This is a genomic window from Polaromonas sp. P3_B1 (assembly GCF_056402935.1).
This window is the reverse complement of the sequence record NZ_JBFUGK010000062.1, coordinates 1-16,914: the sequence shown is the minus strand read 5'-3', so window position 1 is coordinate 16,914 and position 16,914 is coordinate 1. Positions and strand designations below refer to the sequence as shown.

At 57.9% G+C, this 16,914-nt stretch carries 13 protein-coding genes and 1 pseudogene; 6 read left to right on the top strand and 8 right to left on the bottom strand.

Annotated elements, in window-relative coordinates; translation table 11 throughout:
- Positions 1 to 183 precede the first annotated feature (183 nt).
- The gene (gene urtA / locus AC1DXS_RS23945; RefSeq protein ID WP_477664321.1) at positions 184 to 1,446 is read right to left on the bottom strand and encodes an urea ABC transporter substrate-binding protein; all 1,263 of its coding nucleotides are present in this window, start codon (positions 1,444 to 1,446) and stop codon (positions 184 to 186) included.
- Between the two features lie 334 nt (positions 1,447 to 1,780).
- On the opposite strand from urtA, the gene AC1DXS_RS23940 reads away from it, so the two are divergent.
- Both AC1DXS_RS23940 and AC1DXS_RS23935 read left to right on the top strand, forming a co-directional pair.
- Positions 1,781 to 2,506: a hypothetical protein gene (locus tag AC1DXS_RS23940; protein WP_477739937.1), complete on the top strand. Its 726-nt coding sequence runs from the start codon at positions 1,781 to 1,783 to the stop codon at positions 2,504 to 2,506.
- Between the two features lie 85 nt (positions 2,507 to 2,591).
- On the top strand, positions 2,592 to 7,577 hold the full coding sequence (locus AC1DXS_RS23935) for an NACHT domain-containing protein (RefSeq protein ID WP_477739936.1): 4,986 nt from the start codon (positions 2,592 to 2,594) through the stop codon (positions 7,575 to 7,577).
- A 449-nt stretch (positions 7,578 to 8,026) separates the two neighbouring features.
- On the opposite strand, the gene AC1DXS_RS23930 is transcribed toward AC1DXS_RS23935, so the two are convergent.
- The gene (locus tag AC1DXS_RS23930; protein WP_477739935.1) at positions 8,027 to 8,314 is read right to left on the bottom strand and encodes a type 2 periplasmic-binding domain-containing protein; all 288 of its coding nucleotides are present in this window, start codon (positions 8,312 to 8,314) and stop codon (positions 8,027 to 8,029) included.
- Between the two features lie 78 nt (positions 8,315 to 8,392).
- Between AC1DXS_RS23930 and AC1DXS_RS23925 the strand changes: the two genes are divergently transcribed.
- The 3 genes from AC1DXS_RS23925 (at position 8,393) to AC1DXS_RS23915 (ending at position 10,833) form a co-directional block, all read left to right on the top strand.
- Complete coding sequence (locus AC1DXS_RS23925; RefSeq protein ID WP_477739934.1) at positions 8,393 to 9,538, top strand: ATP-binding protein; 1,146 nt, start codon at positions 8,393 to 8,395, stop codon at positions 9,536 to 9,538.
- Between the two features lie 351 nt (positions 9,539 to 9,889).
- Entirely contained in the window at positions 9,890 to 10,399 is a 510-nt protein-coding gene (locus AC1DXS_RS23920) for a hypothetical protein (RefSeq protein WP_477739933.1), read from the top strand.
- Between the two features lie 113 nt (positions 10,400 to 10,512).
- A complete protein-coding gene (locus tag AC1DXS_RS23915) occupies positions 10,513 to 10,833 on the top strand; it encodes a hypothetical protein (RefSeq protein WP_477739932.1) in 321 nt (106 codons plus the stop codon).
- Between the two features lie 1,378 nt (positions 10,834 to 12,211).
- Here the strand turns inward: AC1DXS_RS23915 and AC1DXS_RS23910 are convergent.
- The 3 genes from AC1DXS_RS23910 to AC1DXS_RS23900 all read right to left on the bottom strand — a co-directional run bounded on the left by AC1DXS_RS23910 (position 12,212) and on the right by AC1DXS_RS23900 (position 14,980).
- Entirely contained in the window at positions 12,212 to 12,694 is a 483-nt protein-coding gene (locus AC1DXS_RS23910; RefSeq protein WP_477739931.1) for a GreA/GreB family elongation factor, read from the bottom strand.
- A gap of 417 nt (positions 12,695 to 13,111) precedes the next feature.
- Positions 13,112 to 14,383, bottom strand: a complete 1,272-nt coding sequence (locus AC1DXS_RS23905; RefSeq protein WP_477739930.1) for an acyl-CoA thioesterase/bile acid-CoA:amino acid N-acyltransferase family protein — start codon at positions 14,381 to 14,383, stop codon at positions 13,112 to 13,114.
- Between the two features lie 27 nt (positions 14,384 to 14,410).
- Positions 14,411 to 14,980, bottom strand: coding sequence for an N-acetyltransferase family protein (locus AC1DXS_RS23900; RefSeq protein ID WP_477739929.1), 570 nt, complete (start codon positions 14,978 to 14,980; stop codon positions 14,411 to 14,413).
- A gap of 56 nt (positions 14,981 to 15,036) precedes the next feature.
- Between AC1DXS_RS23900 and AC1DXS_RS23895 the strand changes: the two are divergent.
- Positions 15,037 to 15,252, top strand: a pseudogene (locus AC1DXS_RS23895) (glutathione S-transferase family protein); the annotation flags it as partial.
- An 82-nt stretch (positions 15,253 to 15,334) separates the two neighbouring features.
- Here the strand turns inward: AC1DXS_RS23895 and AC1DXS_RS23890 are convergent.
- The 3 genes from AC1DXS_RS23890 to AC1DXS_RS23880 form a co-directional block, all read right to left on the bottom strand.
- The gene (locus AC1DXS_RS23890) at positions 15,335 to 16,159 is read right to left on the bottom strand and encodes a tetratricopeptide repeat protein (protein WP_477739928.1); all 825 of its coding nucleotides are present in this window, start codon (positions 16,157 to 16,159) and stop codon (positions 15,335 to 15,337) included.
- A gap of 108 nt (positions 16,160 to 16,267) precedes the next feature.
- Positions 16,268 to 16,540 carry a hypothetical protein gene (locus AC1DXS_RS23885; RefSeq protein ID WP_477739927.1) on the bottom strand — a complete coding sequence of 91 codons (273 nt, stop codon included), beginning with the start codon at positions 16,538 to 16,540 and terminating at the stop codon, positions 16,268 to 16,270.
- A gap of 98 nt (positions 16,541 to 16,638) precedes the next feature.
- Positions 16,639 to 16,914, bottom strand: a 276-nt coding sequence (locus tag AC1DXS_RS23880) for a surface-adhesin E family protein (RefSeq protein WP_477739926.1), incomplete at its 5' end; no start/stop codon positions are given.

Here is a 16,914-nt window from a genome sequence, read left to right as displayed (position 1 = left end):
GGGCTAGGGTGGGGGCCAACCGGCCTCACCCACCCCACAGCCTCCCATTCCTCACTCACCGTCAAGATTGGAAGAAGCGTAGCGAGCGAATTGGGCTTCGGGTATTCATCCCCTCCCCCGCTGGGGGAGGGCTAGGGTGGGGGCCAACCGGCCCCAACCCACCCCAAGCCCTTATTCAGCCTCTTACTTCTTCACCGGCTCATCAGGCTTCGAAGCATTACCCTCGATGTACGGGCTCCACGGCTTCGCCTTCACAGGACCAGGCGTCTTCCACACCACATTGAACTGGCCATCCGCCTTGATCTCGCCGATAAACACCGACTTGTGCAGGTGGTGGTTCTTCTCGTCCATCTTGCTCACGATGCCGGAAGGCGCATTGAAGGTCTGGCCGGCCATGGCGGCGATCACCTTGTCGGTATCGGTGGACTTGGCCTTCTCAACAGCCTGCTTCCACATATTGATGCCGATGTAGGTGGCTTCCATCGGGTCATTCGTCAAAGGCTTGTCGGAGCCTGGGAGCTTCTTGGCCTTGGCATACGCAGACCACTTCTTGATGAACTCGGTGTTGGCCGGGCTCTTGATGGACTGGAAGTAGTTCCAGGCGGCCAGGTGGCCGACCAGGGGCTTGGTGTCCACACCGCGCAGCTCTTCTTCACCGACCGAGAAGGCCACCACGGGCACGTCCTTGGCCTTGAGGCCGGCATTGCCCAGCTCTTTGTAGAAAGGCACATTCGAGTCGCCGTTGATGGTGGACACCACGGCCGTCTTGCCGCCTTGCGAGAATTTCTTCACGTCGGCCACGATGGTCTGGTAATCGCTGTGGCCAAACGGGGTGTATTTCTCGTCGATGTCCTTGTCGGCCACGCCCTTGCTCTTCAAATAAGCGCGCAGGATCTTGTTGGTGGTGCGGGGATACACGTAATCGGTACCCAGCAGCACCCAGCGCTTGGCGCCGCCGCCGGCCTTGCTCATGAGGTAGTCAACCGCGGGAATCGCCTGCTGGTTGGGCGCCGCACCCGTGTAGAACACGTTCTTGGACAGCTCTTCACCCTCGTACTGCACGGGGTAGAACAGCAGGCCGTTCATTTCTTCGACAACCGGCAACACCGACTTGCGCGACACAGACGTCCAGCAGCCGAAAATGACGGCCACTTTGTCTTGACCGAGCAGTTGTTTGGTTTTTTCAGCGAAGAGAGGCCAGTTGGAGGCCGGGTCCACCACCACGGGCTCGAGCTTTTTGCCCATCACGCCGCCCTTGGCATTGATTTCTTCAATCGCCATCAGGACCGTGTCTTTCAGGGTCGTTTCAGAGATGGCCATGGTGCCCGACAGGCTGTGCAGCACGCCGACCTTGATCGTGTCCTGGGCAAAAGCGGGCACGGCGCCCAGGGCGGCCAGTGCGACGGCGGCGGTCATCGCCTTAAGGGTAAATCGACGTTCTTGCATGTGATCCTCTCCGGTAGTAGATAGGTATGGGGATAAGTGAATCGCGTTTCGCTGCGAAAAAGCCAGGGAAAACAAGGCTTTAGGGCAACGATGAGTGGATTCTGGGGACCGGAGGGGGATTGGGGAATACGCCGGGTGGCGTATGTGGGGTGGGGGCTATGCTGCGAGGGATTCGGCCCGGGGCCGGCATTTTTCACCTCTTTTTTGCCGGAACTGCCGGGTGCCAGTTGCCCCTCTACACACTACTATTCATTCAGCCATGCTCTTCCGCTCCTATTTACTGCCATGCTTGGCCCTCGCATTCAGCTGCTGCACTGCGCGAGCAGCCGACGTGATGGAGCAAGCCCAACTGAATGCGTTCGTCACGGACGTCTACCTCTCCACAGCGGCAGATAGCTGTGCGCAGAGATACCCGGAGCTTCGTCAGCAACTGCTGGCCGCCCAGCAGGGCTTCCATCAACGCTTGCGCCCCGACATTGAACGCGGAAGGGAAGTTGGTCGTGCACTTATCGCGCCGAGCGGAAAAGACATTGACCAGATGGCTCAACGGAGTGCGGACCAAAACCTGGCAACGTCCTTCCTGACAGCGCCAAGCTCCGGCATTCAGCGCATGTGTGAAGAGCTGCTTCTCGACGGGAAAAGCCCCATGCGGTGGTCCATCGATGACTTTCTCCGGCAGGGTTTCGAGTCGCTCATGATGGAAGTCGGAAATCGCCAAGGCCTGCCTTGCAATTTCATCGCCATATCGTTCGAGGGGCTCGCCCGTCGTTTTCTCGAACTCCGGGGTTCAGCTCCCGATACGCTGGAACTTGCAAGCTTGCATCTGCGTCTGGAACTCGGCGGTTTGARGGAAAAGGCCTCCAACTGCCAGGCAGTTCAAGCGCGAGCCGTGGAATACCGGGTTGCCCCCGACAGGGAACTGGGGACGGTCGCAGACTTGCTCAGCTCGATGGAGGCTGTGCTCATGCCAGCATGGGAAAGCCGTGGGAAGACGGTGGAGAGCACGGCTACCGTGGGCAAGAAAGTTGAGGAATTTCTGGCTACGCGAGCACAGAAATAGAACCGGCTGATCAGCGGTTAACGCGACACGACACAAAGACGTATCCCCCTATGAGCTATCAGCAGAAAATCGATGAAGGGCGGATATGAGCGAGCATGTAGCTAGTGTGATTTCCACGGGCGGCGGCGGCGGGGATTTCGAACGTCGCATTGGCGCCTATTTTCTTGCGCTTTTGTTGACCAAGTCATTCGTTCCCATCTTCGCGGACGCTGCTCCGACTCGGGTTCACTTCCAAGCGAGACGCCTTGGATGGCATATCGACGACCTCGTCGTCGAGGTTCGCTCGGAAGATGGGCAGACGCGTCAGATCGCCGCTCAAATCAAGCGGAGTTTTACTCTTAGCGCTGCTGACTCCGAGTGCCGGGACACAATCGCCGCTGCATGGCGAGACTTCAGCAACACGGACAAGTTTCAGCAAGACCGCGATGCGATCGTCTTGATTACTTTTTTGGGCACAAACCGAATTCAGCATGACGTTCGCTGGCTTCTTACTCAGGCGAGAGCTGCCGCCACTCTGTCCGATTTCGATTCGCGACGGACGGGACAAGGGACCTTGAACAAGCAAGCCAAAGCCGACTACGACACGATCAAGGAGATAGTCGAAACGGCTCAAGGGGGACTAGTTGCTGACGAACTAATTTGGAAATTCTTGCGTTCATTTCACGTATTGAGCTTCGACTTTCAAGATTCGGCAGCGAAGGACCTGGCTTCGATTCTGAGCTTGCTCGCAGCCCTGCGGTCTCCCGACACTGAGATCAATGCGGCATCGACAACGTGGAGCGAACTGGTAGATTTAGCAGGCTTGGCCGCGGGGGAAGGAAGGAGCATTGAGTCTGCCACGTTGCCCGAGGCGATGAGAGCTCGACATTCAACAGTACCAATGTCGAAGCATCGACAGCTTGCGCGCCTCCGACAGCATTCTGCGGTCATTCTGCAAAGAATGTCGGGAGCAGGCCCTGAAGGACTGAAATTCGAACGCACCTCGATTAGAAGCAAGCTTGAAGCGGCAGCAGCCGCTCACCAGGCCGTGCTCTTGGTGGGGCCTGCAGGCTCCGGAAAATCTGTCTTAGGCAGCGACTACATCGTTGGGGCGGCTAAACCCGATTCCAACTTCGTTTTCGCAGCTGAGGAGTTTAAAGCGTCGCATATTGACCAGGTTCTTTCCCAAGCCAATATCGATCTCTCATGGCAAGAGTTGAGCGAACTTCTTCCGCTTCACCGCAAGACGATTCTCGTTGACGGTCTCGAACGTTTGCTCGAATCGAGCGATCGAGCTGCGCTTAAGGATTTGCTGCTGACTGCCAAACAGGACAAGACGATTTCATTGATCGTGACTTGTCGCGACTATTACGCCGAGTTGGTGGAGCGGAGCTTACTTGCAACGAGTGGCATCGACTGCGTAAAGGTGATAGTTGGAGGACTGACCGACGAAGAATTGGATCAAGCTGCGCACGCCGCGCCAATGTTGGTGAACCTGCTCTCCAACCCGTCCCTGCGCGCCCTGCTGCGCAATCCGTTTCTCTTGGCTCGGGCCGCCGAGCTTCGCTTGCAGCCAGGTGATCCTATCCCCCACAACGAGCGCGCTCTTCGCAGGAGGATGTGGGGAGATTTGGTGCGCAACGACGCCTATGTAGCTGATGGCATGCCAGCTAAACGCGAAAGGCTCTTCTTCGAAGTTTGCGTCGCCCGCGCACGCGCACTTCAGCCTTTTGTCGTTGTCGAGGACGTTGATGGTGCCTTGAGTAGCTTGGCGAGTGACAACTTGCTAGCGGTTGATGAGTTAGGCAGCCGCGTGGCCGCAGCTCACGACGTATTGGAAGATTGGGGCCTCGTGGAGTGGTTCACGCGGCGTTTCGACCTTCATGCTGGAAACGTCCATAGGTTGGCCGAGGATGTCGGCGAGCATCCAGCGCTGCGACGGGCATACCGCAAGTGGCTGACCGAACAGCTCGACGTCGACGCTTCGGCTTTAAACGCATTTGTCGCAGAAGCCTGCGATAGTGCGACCTTGCCCGTCCACTTCCTGGACGACACCTGGCTTGCGATCTTTCAATCGGAAGCTTCAGGTTCGTTCATGCAGACCTTTGCAGATCGGTTGTTAGAGTCGGAAGCCGACTGGCTTCAGAGACTCCTCCATTTGATTCGAGTTGGCTGCAAAACGGTCTCGCCGCTTGCTGCAAACGTAGAGGCCTCCGCGCGTTGGCATGTTCCAACTGGAAACGCTTGGGCGCTCCTCTTACGCTTCACCCAGCAGCACTGGACTTCTCTTCCACACAGCATGGACGCGCTCGTCCTCAGTTTCGTTGAGGATTGGGCATTGACAGTATCGTTGAGCGATCCCTATCCGGCTGGAGCGGATTCCGCCGGCTTGCTCATTGAGAAACTCTTGGCTCGGCACGGCGAGGGAGCGCGGAGCTGGGTCTCGCATGAGCGCCTCATCGACTTGTTATTGAAAATTCCCGCCGCCAACAAGCCGTTGTTCGAAGCTTTGACGCTACGCGCCACCCGTCCCGGCAACCTACGCGAAGATATGCAGGCGCGTCATCTGGCTGTGGCCACGTTTAAGCCGTTCAACAGCATGGCGTTTGCAAGAGACTTTCATACGCGTTTGATCGATCTATGCCTAGCGAGATGGATCGAGGTCGAGGACCGGCCATTTGGATGGTCCAGGGAGCTGGAATCCGTGTTTGGCCTCACCCACGACCACGATCACCGTTTTTTCCCTCCCTCGGCCCTGCAAGGGCCCTTCGCGTTCCTGTTAACGCATCATCTCCAAGACGCCGTGCGCTTCATCGTGGACTTAGTGAATCGTTGCTGTACCAGCTATCAGAGTCGATCTCAGGCTCGAAACATCATTGAGGATTCGTATGAGGTTCAGCTAACGCTGAGCGACGGCCGGACCAAAGCCGTTATTTGCAACGGCCGATTGTGGAACGCGTATCGCGCCACCTCGGTGGTTCCTGGTGTCATAGAGTGCGCGTTGATGGCGTTGGAGGCGCAACTTCTTCAGATGGCGGGCGGTAGGACAACGCCTGAAGTATTGCAAAGTTATCTCAACTACATTCTTAACGCTTCAAACAACGCTGCCTTAATTGCAGTGGTTGCAAGCGTATGTCTTGCCCATCCAGATTCGGTCGGGGATTGCGGGGTGAGCGTTCTTGGGTGTCCAGAGTTCATTCGTCTCGATGCTGCAAGGATGGTCGCCGATCAAAGTGCTCTGGCCGTTGGAGGCGTCGATCCCTACTCGCAATTATTCCAGCAAGAAAGGATGCAATCTCGCGAGCTGTCGCACCGGGCACGAAACCTTGAATGGCTCGCAGTTCAATTGCAGGTTGGACCTGCGCGCCCCGCCATTCATACCTTACTTGATCGCTACTTGTCCGAGTTGCCCTCTGCGGAATCGCGCTCGAATGACCAGTCACAGTGGACACTAGCGTTGCATCGAATGGACTTGCGAACGTATCAGGTGTCACAGGCCGAAGGCGGCCTGGAGTTATTGATGGGGTCGCTGCCTTCGGACGTGAACGAAATGATCGAGAACGCACAGGATCGTCAGCAAGAATTCATGAAAAGAATCCGACTCCAAAATTGGAGTCATCGTCGCCATGAACGGTCCGATGAGCCCGACGACGAATGGCGTGCCATCTTGGAGCTCGCCAAGGAAGTAGAGGCGGAAATCGCCGCGCGAGCTAGGCGCGAGATCCTCGAGGGCGGCGGACGCATGGTAGCGGCCCTTATGTTGCGAGATCATTGGGAAGAGTTGTTGCCGGCCGATCGACAGTGGTGCGGCGAAACCATCGAAGCGTGCCTCTGCGAGGTCCCAGCCGATGAAGACATCTTTCGTGGAAGCATTCCTGTCGATGGCTCCATGGAATGTGCGCGCGCATTGGGGGCCATTGCCCCCCAACTTCCGTTGCCTGTTGCTTGCCGTTTGCTCTTCGCCGCACTAGTGCATTTCAATCACCACGTTCGGGAAGCCGCTGTGCAGGGGATGACCGACGACCGCTTCTGGACCCTGGCCGCGCTTCCAAATTTCGCTTTAAACGTGCTTGTCAAGGAAGCTAGGATTTCCGCCGAGCAGGATACTGCTCGTGGAATGGCACGAGAAGAAGTCCACCAGAGCGAGCCGCCGTCTCACGAAGAGTTACTTCAACAACGACAGGCTCAGTTGCTTGCAGCTAATCAGGAGGGCTGGGATGCGGCACCTCCGAGCGTCGACACACATTTGATGCTCCACGATTGGAATCTCGCGTCTGCGCTGGTGACGCTCTTCAAGTCCAGACCGGACCATCCAATGGGCGCTGAGGTCTTCTCATGGGTCGCAGGGCAGTTTCCGAGATGGTGGGATAGGAACCATGAGGGTGGTGATAGCAACTACGAGCTTCACATTTCGGCACGGGAAGCGTTCGCCGAGTTTTTGCTGTCCATTGACGAGCCCCGCGCGCGCGCGCTTCTTGCTCCAACCCTACCTCTGATCGACAGTGAGCCGGACGAGTATGCGAATCTGGTAGAAGACATGCTGTTGGCTGCAGATCGGCGCGGCGATGCAGCTATTTTTTGGGCACTTTGGAGGACAGTGGCGGAACGTGCGAAGGCAGCTAGCTGGGCAAGTTCTGGGTTGAGCGATCGGTCGTGGGGTGGCAAACTCGTGCGAAAACTGCTGCTGAATACAGTCTGGAAAAGCGGCTTGCGCAGGTGGACGTTGCTTGGCGAGGCGCACCACAGCATCGATCAGCTATTCACAGATTTTCCGCCGGTGGGTGTTGTATTGGACGCGTACTGCGTTTACCTGTTGGCTGTGGGGGCGGATTCTTTGCCGGGGGCCGTTGGCCTCATTCATTTAAAGTTTGGGAATCAGTTGTCGCAGGCGCTCAAGCAGTCAAAGTCCGCGCAGAGCCGGATGGACCAACTCGCCTCTAGGCTGATGTTCGAGCATTTGCCAGCCCTACAGACTGCTGCGCTGCGGACGCCAATGCTGGCCATATTGGATTCTTTGATTCAGGCCGGATCATCCAACGCGTTCTTGCTGCGAGAAGATTTCGTGACTCCGTCCGGAGGCGCTGCTCGGTAAAGCGTGATCGCATTTTGATTCTCGCCCGCTTTTCAGTTTCGGCAAGTTCAGTGGAACGAGGCGGCTGCCGAGAGGCGACACGAGGCTGAGGCGGTCACTCGAGTCTGCTTCTAGCCAGACGTAGACAAAGTAACAATCTGCTTGTGGGAGTGATTCGGTCATAAGCATGAGCTAGCTATCGATAATCGAACACTAACGATAGTCAACTCTTACCGCCTACCTCGCAATGCGTGAGCCCGGTCTCGGAGAAAACCTCAGCCAGTCGCGGCTTGCCGCCTTCGGGGACGGCATCCGCGCAGATCAGTCTGCGCCGGTTCACCCCATAGAAAACCCCCTCACCCCCGCACCATAACCAGCAGCCACTCCTCAAACATCCGAATATTCCGCTGCTCCCGCCGCTCAGGCGGATAGGTGAGGAAATAGCCGTTCCCACACTATCAACCTCAACATTAAAAGGCCTCACCACCTTGCCCGAAGCGATCAGGTCGGCGAACAAGGCCGCATCGGCAATCGCGACACCCAGCCCGCGCTCCGCGCTTTTGCACGCACATATCCACCGTGCCAAACAGCTGCTCACGCGCGCCCTGCAGGTCCAGGCCGCCGGCGCCGCGCAGCCAGATCAGCCACTCATGGTGCCAGGCCGTGGCATGTAAAAGGGTTGCGCCCGCGAGGTCGCGCGGTTCGCGCAGGCCGGCGGCCAGCTGGGGCGTGCACAGGAGCACCAGGCGCTCGCGCATCAGCGGCACTTCGCCCAGCTGGGGCCCAAGCGAACATAATGGGTGACGCCCACATGGGCCAAGGCCAACAAGGGTGATATGAAGCTTTCTCAATTTCTGACGGACCGCCTCGAGGATATTCTGGCGGAGTGGGAGGCTTTCGCGAAAACGCTCGGGCCCGCCGCGGCCCTCATGAGCAAATCGGCGCTGCGCGACCACGCTTCCCAGATGATCAAGGCCATCGCGCTCGACATCGACAGCCTCCAGAGCGACGCCCAGCAGACGGCCAAGTCGCAAGGCGACGCGCCTTTGAAGTTTCCGAACAGCGCCGCGTCCATGCATGGGACGCTGCGCGACGTCAGCGGGTTTTCCCTGGTGCAGCTCACGGCGGAGTTCCGCGCACTGCGCGCGAGCGTGCTGCGCCTTTGGCTGCCCCATGTGCGCGCGTTCACCGAGGAAGTCCACGAAGACCTGATGCGCTTCAACGAAGCGGTGGACCAGGCCCTGGCCGAGTCGGCGGTGACCTTCTCGGCACACAACGAGAAGACGCGCGAGCGCTTCCTGGCGATCCTGGGCCACGACCTGCGCACGCCTCTCTCGGCCATCAGCATGACCGGCTCGCTGCTGGTGCGGTCGAACACGGCGGAGGGCAATGCGACGATAGGCAAGAGACTGATTCGAAGCGCGGCCACCATGTCGACGATGGTCAACGACTTGCTGGAATATTCGCGCAGCCAGCTGGGCGGCAAGATGCCCATGGTGGCGTCGCCTTCGGACATGGGCGACATCGCGCAGGCGGCCCTGCACGACGCGGCGTCGGCGCATCCCGCGTGCGCGTTTGAATTCCGCTCGGACGGCGACCTGTCGGGCGTTTTCGACGACGTCCGGCTGCAGCAGGTCATCGTGAACCTGCTGACCAACGCGGCCCAGTACCGGGCCAGGGGGACGAGCGTGACCCTGAACGTGGAAGGCGGGCAAGACGAGGTCGCCATCGCCGTGACAAACCTCGGGCCGGCCATTCCGGCCGACGCCCTTAAAACCATTTTCAGCGCCATGGTGCAGCTTCCGGTCGACGGCGAGCAGCCCGGTCGCCCCCGCACCAGCCTGGGCCTGGGGCTGTTCATTGCGCGGGAGACCACCCTTGCCCACGGCGGCACTATCGAGGTCAGCTCCAACGATGTGGACGGCACCACCTTCACCGTGCGCATTCCCCGGGAGCCGGCCGCACCCAAAACGCAGAGCTGAACACCGGGGACCTCCGCGCCGGCGTCTCGGCACTTACCCCGGGCACGACGTGCGGCCTTTCCTGGAGGGGAAGAGCAACACGGCTACCCGGTGCGCCGCCCCGCTCCTTCCCTCTTTGGGGGAAGGTTGGGAATCGGACCCAATGCAGGTCAGCTTTTTCGGTTTGCAGGCTATAGTGCAAATACCGGATACGCTCACGCACCTGGTCCAACAACCGCGTGGACTGCAAAGCTGCTGCGGCGACTCCGTCAGGGCTGATATACCTATTCATTTATCCAGTCAAGTGAAGTAAGCCTATGCTTTCAAACACTTTTTTGAACCATAGTCGCCGGTGTTATCTAACTGGTGGCCATGTTATTCCGCAGTTTTGCGGGACATATCAAAGTTAGGCATCGGAATATGCGCTTCCTACTACTTCCGTTTTGGCTCATTGCCGCCGCAGGCTGGTTTTCAGGCATAGCCTTCATTGCCAAGTTGATTGGTGGATACCAATGGATCGAGCACATGGGGCAATCTCGCGCAGTAAGCATGCTTGCTCTTATGGGGGCAAGCTGCGCCGCAGCAGGCTTGGCATATGCACTGTTGGGGCGGCTGCCCAAGTTTGTAGCAATCCTTGTTGCTGCTTTGGCCGGTGTGCATCTGGTTAATGCGCTCGGCCTCTACATGCTCGCAAGCACGAACGGTCATGCCGGTGCAATCATGATTCCGTTTGTGCTCCTTTCTTCGATCATGCCCACAACAACGGCTTTTGTCGGCGTGCCAGCAGGTAACGCCTCTGTATTCATTCTTCCGGCGGCCACCTTCATGCTGCTTACTGCATCGCTAGCTTTCGGCAAACAAGCTCTACACACCGATGCCTAACCCTTCAATCGAGGGGGCGTCCAACAGCGGGCTTCGCCCACTGTCGGCCGCCGCTCCTGTCAAACGTTAGCCATCACATAGGAGCCTAGGTGCCAAACGCAAGCGTGAGCCAAATGTTTCCGATCTTCATTGTGGTGTGGGTAACTCTGGGTGTCGCTTCGATGGCGTTCTTCTACCTGAGCAAGAATGCCTCGCTCAAACGAAAGCTGTGGCCGCGCGTTTCGATCGGCGCCAGTGTCCTGTTCGTCGCCTTCGTTTGGGCCGTGGCTGGTACGAATGAACTCTTCTTCGTGGTTCCTTTCGTCGGCCTCATCACCGTCCTGAATTTGCGCATGATGAAGTTCTGCAACTCGTGCGGCCGAACGCTCACGAACCAGAATCCATTTTCTCCGCCAAAGTTCTGTTCAAAGTGCGGCGCGAGCCTGGAAGAATGATGGCTAACTTGTCAATCGACGCGGACCCACAACAGCAGGAGGCGGCTTCGCCGCGGATGTTGGTGGCCCGGTCATTTTTACGTTAACCCGCAGAAAGTCGCTATGCATTTATCCAGGCATGTCGAGAGTTACCGATTCTGGGAAGTCGTGACCCAATGGGCTCGTGAGCGAATGCAGCACGAGCACATCGTTGCAAGGGTTCTGGCTCAGGGCGTAATACGAGATGGGCTACGCGTTCAGAGCGTGGATCCGAAGTGGACGAATGTAGGTTCGTTCGAACTTAGAGGCGAACCTCTCGTGGGGTACGTTTCGCGGGAGGGTGACCTGCCAATATTCATTCGAGCGACAGCCCTTAAGCATCTCCGCAGCATGGTCGAAAGAGCAGCGGTGCCCGAGCCTGAGCATCTTCACGATGAGTTTTTCACCAAGCAAGACTTTTATGCCTGGCTGATCAGAAACCACATTCTTCCTCCTTCGTTTTGGTACGAAGTTCCAGCCGAGCTGAGGGCCAACACTTCAATCGAGCGCGGACCACCTTCGGCGTCCGCTCATGCGTGAAGCACAGCAAATCGGAGAACGATAGATATGGGCCTTGCCTTTTTGCCGTGGGAGCGCTTGCCGGCGTATATCCTTGGCCCACTCATCAGCTCGTTTTGCATTTGGTCCCTTTTTTGGGAGCCCAAACCTTCGCTGGGCGGGTGGCTCTTTGGAATTGGCGGCGCCGTCATTGGGCTGTGGTTGGTGTGGTATCGCTTCAGCACTGGGAAAGAACCGCTCGCATTCACCCATCCCAAGGAACAACGGGCTGAGGATGGACGGAAACAAAATGAGTAGTCGTGCTGCGCCTAACCCTTCCATGGAGCGGGCGGTTTCCAGCGGGCTGCGCCCGCCTCCAGCCGCCGCTCATGTCAAACGTTGGGTGACTTCTTTCCTAGAGGATAGATGACCGTTATGGGCCTAAAGCGGTCGTTGCGCACGGCGAACTTAAGACTCTTTGAGCGACCGTCCGTAAACCACTCGACCGGTAGCAAGTACGTGAAGCTGCAACGATTTCGATAGAAGCGACTCTTCAACCAACTGGTTAAAGTAGGCCACGAACTCATCACGTCGCGGCCATGAATCAAGGCAGGCTTGATGGGCACACGAATCGTAGAAATTGCCGTCAAATTGACTGAACATCGGCACCAGGTCGGGAAATCCAATAACTTCGGCGGTCTCCCCAATTGGCTTGTGGCAAATAGGACACTCATTAAACGGGGTACACAAAGCCATATCAATCTCCCTTAGCGCGTAATGTCCGCTTCTGGCCGAAAGCAGAAGTCTAGCCTCCGGGCACGTGTGCTGACCTCGGCCAATTCGGAGTGGGCTTGCTTGCGGCTCAATGAACCCGCAGCACCTCAAACTGCTGTCGGATTGGAGCGACCTGTATCCACACCTCATCTCCCTCGCATTTGCCCAGCATGGCCCTGCCCAAAGGGGCTTCGCTGCTGATGACCTGAACGAGCTGAGCGCCGCTGACCAACTTCATGCTGCCCCCATCCGGCCCGAGAAAGAGCTGTTGCTGCTTGTCGTCGGAATCGACCAGGCAGACCAGCGCGCCGAGCTGTATACCTTTGCTGGAGTCGTAGGGGCGCGGGCGGAATTGGCGCCAATTGGCTATCGCCTGGCGGATGCTTTCGGCGCGCCGAGCTTGGCCGGTGGCCAGGTATGCGGCTTCGAGTCCCAATGTGTCGTATTTGTTTTCGGCGATGTTTTCTTCGTGAGTCGCCGTTTCATGGGCCGCCCGCATTGCCTGTTCGGCTTGCAACAGGTCTTCGGCGAGCCGTTCCAGCACCTGCTGCTGCAGCAAGAATTTATCCATGATGAAAGGTAGGCATCTCGAAAAAGCGGGGGCAGGTCTTGATTATGAAGGGCTCCAGCAGCCTTAGACGCTTCTGTCGGCCGCAGGTTAACTTCAGCTACGCGTTGAATTATGTAGCGCTCATGGTTGCAAACTGGTTTAGGGTTGGCCGAAACGCTCATTGTTCGATAGCTTATCGTTCATCGATCTGTGCACCTGCTTCTTGCGATGCGCTCTTGACTCGCACTGAATCCGTTATGCGCATGCCGCGGATGTCTGCTTTCGCCCGAACTGAGCGGCATCGTCGACCGTCCGGTCTTGGCCGAAAGCTGTCATCTTACCGACGGCTGCAATGGGCCCTAAGCGGTCATCGGGCCTGCTCCGAGGCGGTCATTGAGATGCGATAGGTTCCTCGATGCAAATAGGCTGGAAAAAGGTCTAGCCGCCGCCGAGTGCACCACTCAGGAACTCAAGCATTCGAGGCCACGAATCCCGTCTCGCACGTGCAGTCCCCTCTGGCGTTCCACCCATATCCATTTCTTCGCCCGATACCGGATGCTTCGACTTGAGCATCGTCGTTGGACCGTTTGGCCAAGAGATGCTGTGTCCCGCGGCTGCATAGGCTAGATGCTTGACCGGATGGCGAAAGCCCTGTCGTTTGAAGCGCTCCAAAGCGAACTCCGTCAGTTCGGTAGACGGCCAGACCTTGTCGTCAACGCCGCTAATCATCAGCACCGGTCCATTGATGTTCTCCACGCGGATGGATGCCCTGCTTGCGTACGCTGCATCCTGCAAGGGGATGAAGTACCAATCGAAGCTGCCTTCATGCGCGTCACCGGCCGCGAGCGCCTCATCCCACTGCGCATGCGTCAGCGTCCTGGCGTAGGGAAGCTCCTCCCCACGTAAAGTCCAGGCTCCATTTCCGCTTTCAGGGTATGCGGGCCAAAGGATGCCACTGGGCGCATATGCGACAACAGCCCGTATTTCAGGGAACGTTGCGCCGAGAAGCAAGGCCAGCTCTCCGCCGCGCGACACACCCACCGCTGCGACCTGTTCGGCCGCGATGGCGGGCTGCGCTGCCAGCCATTCCAAGGCCGTTCCAAAGTATTCGAGCGGAATGCGGTCGAGCGTTGGCGGCAGGCCTTCGGCGCCGAAGTAAGCGAGAGCAAGTGCCGCATAGCCCCGAGATGCCAGCAGCGCCGCCATCTCCTGAGACCAGGCCAATCCCCCGTTGGAACCGCCAACCACAAGGACTGCGCTGTGAGGGCCGGGTCGATTGGGTTCAAACATCTTGCCAACAAGGCCTCTTTCCCGGACCTCCCGCAACACAACCCGTTCGTCCATGTAGACACGCCTGACAACATGAGTGATTCGCGGCGCACCGCCGTCCCTTTTTGCTGTGAGCGTTGCCGTGAGCGGGTCCGTGCTTTTTCCTTCGTAGCCTTTGACGACCTCGGGAGGCACTGGGGCACGAGACCAGAAGAGCCCCATGGAGTCGACGCCCGTGTATGAGCCGGAAACCGGCGCTTGAATGCTCAGGTCCACGACGCCGTGGGAGTCTGCAATGAAGACCGCCTCGGACAGCCACACGACATCATTGAAGCAGCTCCACAGGTTCAGGGTCACTCGTTCGTCGGCACGAAGCCCCAGCACCCGAATCTGGAGCATCTCGTCCACAAGGCATTGATGAGGCAGCGTGTCGAACTTCATAAAGCAGGCCTTGGAAGCATTGGTTTGTCAATTGCCGCTTAGCAACAGGCTCATGAGCTGGCCATCATGGAACGTGCCATCAAGTCGAATTGCTTCGGGTTCGAGCCCGTAGGGTTCGAACCCTAGCGACTGATAAAGGCCGATTGCGGCGGTGTTCGGCAAGAACACGGTCAAATTTACGCGGTGCACATCTTGTGAGCGTGCGTGTTCCAACGCAGCCTCGACAGCCATCCGGCCGAATCCTTGGCCTCGATGCGATGGATCGACGAAAGTCCCCCAAAGAGTCACCTTGTGCATGGAAGAGGGAAATCGGCTCGTCCACGCGACGGCCGAGCACGCAAGCAGCAGGCCGTCGACAAACACACCGAAGGCCGCGCTCGGGGCGGGAGCGCCCAGCTGATCACGGAACCCCTGCAGCGGCCTGGTCAACTCTTCAGCAAGCGAAAGCCCCATAGGCACGGGATTGTGTTCGGTGACCCGACGTCGCAAGGCGGAAAATTCCTCCGCATCAGAGGGCATCAATTGGCGAGTGTTGAGTTCTGGCTTCACAGGGTCCTTGCGTTGGTCGGAGATCCGCTTCTGGCCGAAAACAGTCATCTTACTGATAGCCGCTTTGGCCCATAGCAGAGATCAACAAGCAGCGTGAGTGAACTTCCAGCCGGCGGGGTGATGCCGACTGGCTGGGCGGCGCGTTCAGCGCAGGTGACCTGCTGATGGTGACGGTGCTGCGCAGGCTGGAGAGCTCTGGGCTGCTGGATCAATACCCAACGCTGCCGGCCTATGTCTCGCGGGCTGTGGCGCGGCCGGCTTACCAGCGGGCTTTTGCGGCGCAGCTGGCGGTGTTTGCGGGTTCGCCAGCGGGCGGTTGACGAGATCGGCTTTGGGCTGGTGTGAACTCGCTGCAGGCCAGCGTTCATGTCGGCTATGGGCCCGATGCGGACATGAAACTGTCTAACGCTTGTCCCTGCTTCGTTCCAAGTCCGCGAAAGTTGCTCTGGCAATAGCTTCGATGTCCCCAGGAGAGTTTGGATCGAGTGAGAGCGTGCCCAGAATCTCTCGCCCTTCGTTCGCTCGGTTCATATCCCGAAGCGTTAGGGCTTTGTTTATTAGCAAGAAGCCCTTTGTCTCGGCGTCCGGTCGAGCCTTTAGGCCAGCCTCCAGCATTGCCAATCGTTTTGTCGGTTCATCTTCAAAGTTCGCCGCTGTTTTCCAAGCCGGAGCGAAATTTGGAATTGACTTAGTCATTGCGCTGACGGCTGACCTTACCTTCTGCTTGTTACCTTCCCATTCGAGGGCGACGTAGCTGAGATATGTTCCTTTTGGAAGCTCCCCCGACTGCTCTCTACGCAGTGTATCCACCGCCGTTTTGACAGTGAAAAACCCTCTAGGTGCCGCCTGATCGACAAGCTGATAGTGTTTGAGGGCGCCAGCAAAATCTCCTTGCAACAAATAGGTGTAAGCAAGATCGTAGTTCGGGTAAGGCCAGTTCGGTGCCGCCTTGGCAGCGGCGTTGAAGCTCGCTATTGCTGCCTTGTAATCTCCCTTTTGACCTGCGACTCGTCCTGCCTCGTGCTCGCGTCTGGCTTGGTCGCTCACCTTCACAGATGAGGGAATACTCCATTCAAAAGTGCCAGAGGCGTATTGCAGATCGCGCTTCGTTAGAACGCGGCCCCATTTGTCACGAAAGACGATGTCCTCCGTCCCAGCGATGAGCGAGGGCGAGATCAGAGAAAGAAGAACCAGCAGCGACAGAAGTGCCCAGAGTTTTGAGTTCATACACAAGTTGATTTCCGGACCCCTGGAGCTTGTATAGCCGGATGTTCGCTTCTGGCCGAAAGCTGACATCTTAATAGTGGCCGCATCGGTCATCCAATTGCGACTCTGCTAGTCCCGCCCTGGCCATTGGCCGGAACGCCAGTCGTCAAGATAAGCCAGTGCCTGGCTTTCAGTAATTGCGTCATCTTCCGGGTCGAAGTCACCCTTACGCCATTCATTTAACACTGGACGGACTTCCTTGTCAGCGCCGGACCAGGTTCCGTCTTTCTTCGCCCGCTCAAGGTTCGAATCAGACAACATGCGATAAGACGTGGCTCCTCTAAACACCTCATACGGAAGGCCGGCCCCGTTGTCGCGTAAGTAGTACTTGTAGTCGTTCATATGATGCTGCGCGAGTGTCACGGTGAATTTCGGCTGGTAGTAACTTCCGCGCCTGCATACTCCATCGGACCGTTTACGCCAAATTCAATTGCGGTTGCTCACTGCCCCGGTGGCTTGCCCCGCGTGAAGACATCACAGGTGGCATAGATCAGGGCTAGGCCATTCGACTGCGGGTCTGCGGACTCCAATGCGGCAGCGGCCTGCTTGGCAGAGCGACGCATCTGGCTGACGATCACACCTTTGGCGTTCGGCTCGGAATAGAAAATAATTTCCTGATCCGCCATTCGCTCCCCCTTGCAGTCGAATCGTGTGATGCGGGTTGATGACATGTACCCCGCTCCGTCTGGCGATCGTTTTTCGGCTGTGTGAGTCAA

Coding starts and splice junctions, on each gene's coding strand:
- urtA (WP_477664321.1), bottom strand. CDS start 1,446: ATGCAAGAACGTCGATTTACCCTTAAGGCGATGACCGCCGCCGTCGCA.
- AC1DXS_RS23935 (WP_477739936.1), top strand. CDS start 2,592: ATGAGCGAGCATGTAGCTAGTGTGATTTCCACGGGCGGCGGCGGCGGG.
- AC1DXS_RS23930 (WP_477739935.1), bottom strand. CDS start 8,314: ATGCGCGAGCGCCTGGTGCTCCTGTGCACGCCCCAGCTGGCCGCCGGC.
- AC1DXS_RS23925 (WP_477739934.1), top strand. CDS start 8,393: ATGAAGCTTTCTCAATTTCTGACGGACCGCCTCGAGGATATTCTGGCG.
- AC1DXS_RS23920 (WP_477739933.1), top strand. CDS start 9,890: ATGTTATTCCGCAGTTTTGCGGGACATATCAAAGTTAGGCATCGGAAT.
- AC1DXS_RS23915 (WP_477739932.1), top strand. CDS start 10,513: ATGTTTCCGATCTTCATTGTGGTGTGGGTAACTCTGGGTGTCGCTTCG.
- AC1DXS_RS23910 (WP_477739931.1), bottom strand. CDS start 12,694: ATGGATAAATTCTTGCTGCAGCAGCAGGTGCTGGAACGGCTCGCCGAA.
- AC1DXS_RS23905 (WP_477739930.1), bottom strand. CDS start 14,383: ATGAAGTTCGACACGCTGCCTCATCAATGCCTTGTGGACGAGATGCTC.
- AC1DXS_RS23900 (WP_477739929.1), bottom strand. CDS start 14,980: ATGACTGTTTTCGGCCAGAAGCGGATCTCCGACCAACGCAAGGACCCT.
- AC1DXS_RS23890 (WP_477739928.1), bottom strand. CDS start 16,159: ATGAACTCAAAACTCTGGGCACTTCTGTCGCTGCTGGTTCTTCTTTCT.
- AC1DXS_RS23885 (WP_477739927.1), bottom strand. CDS start 16,540: ATGAACGACTACAAGTACTACTTACGCGACAACGGGGCCGGCCTTCCG.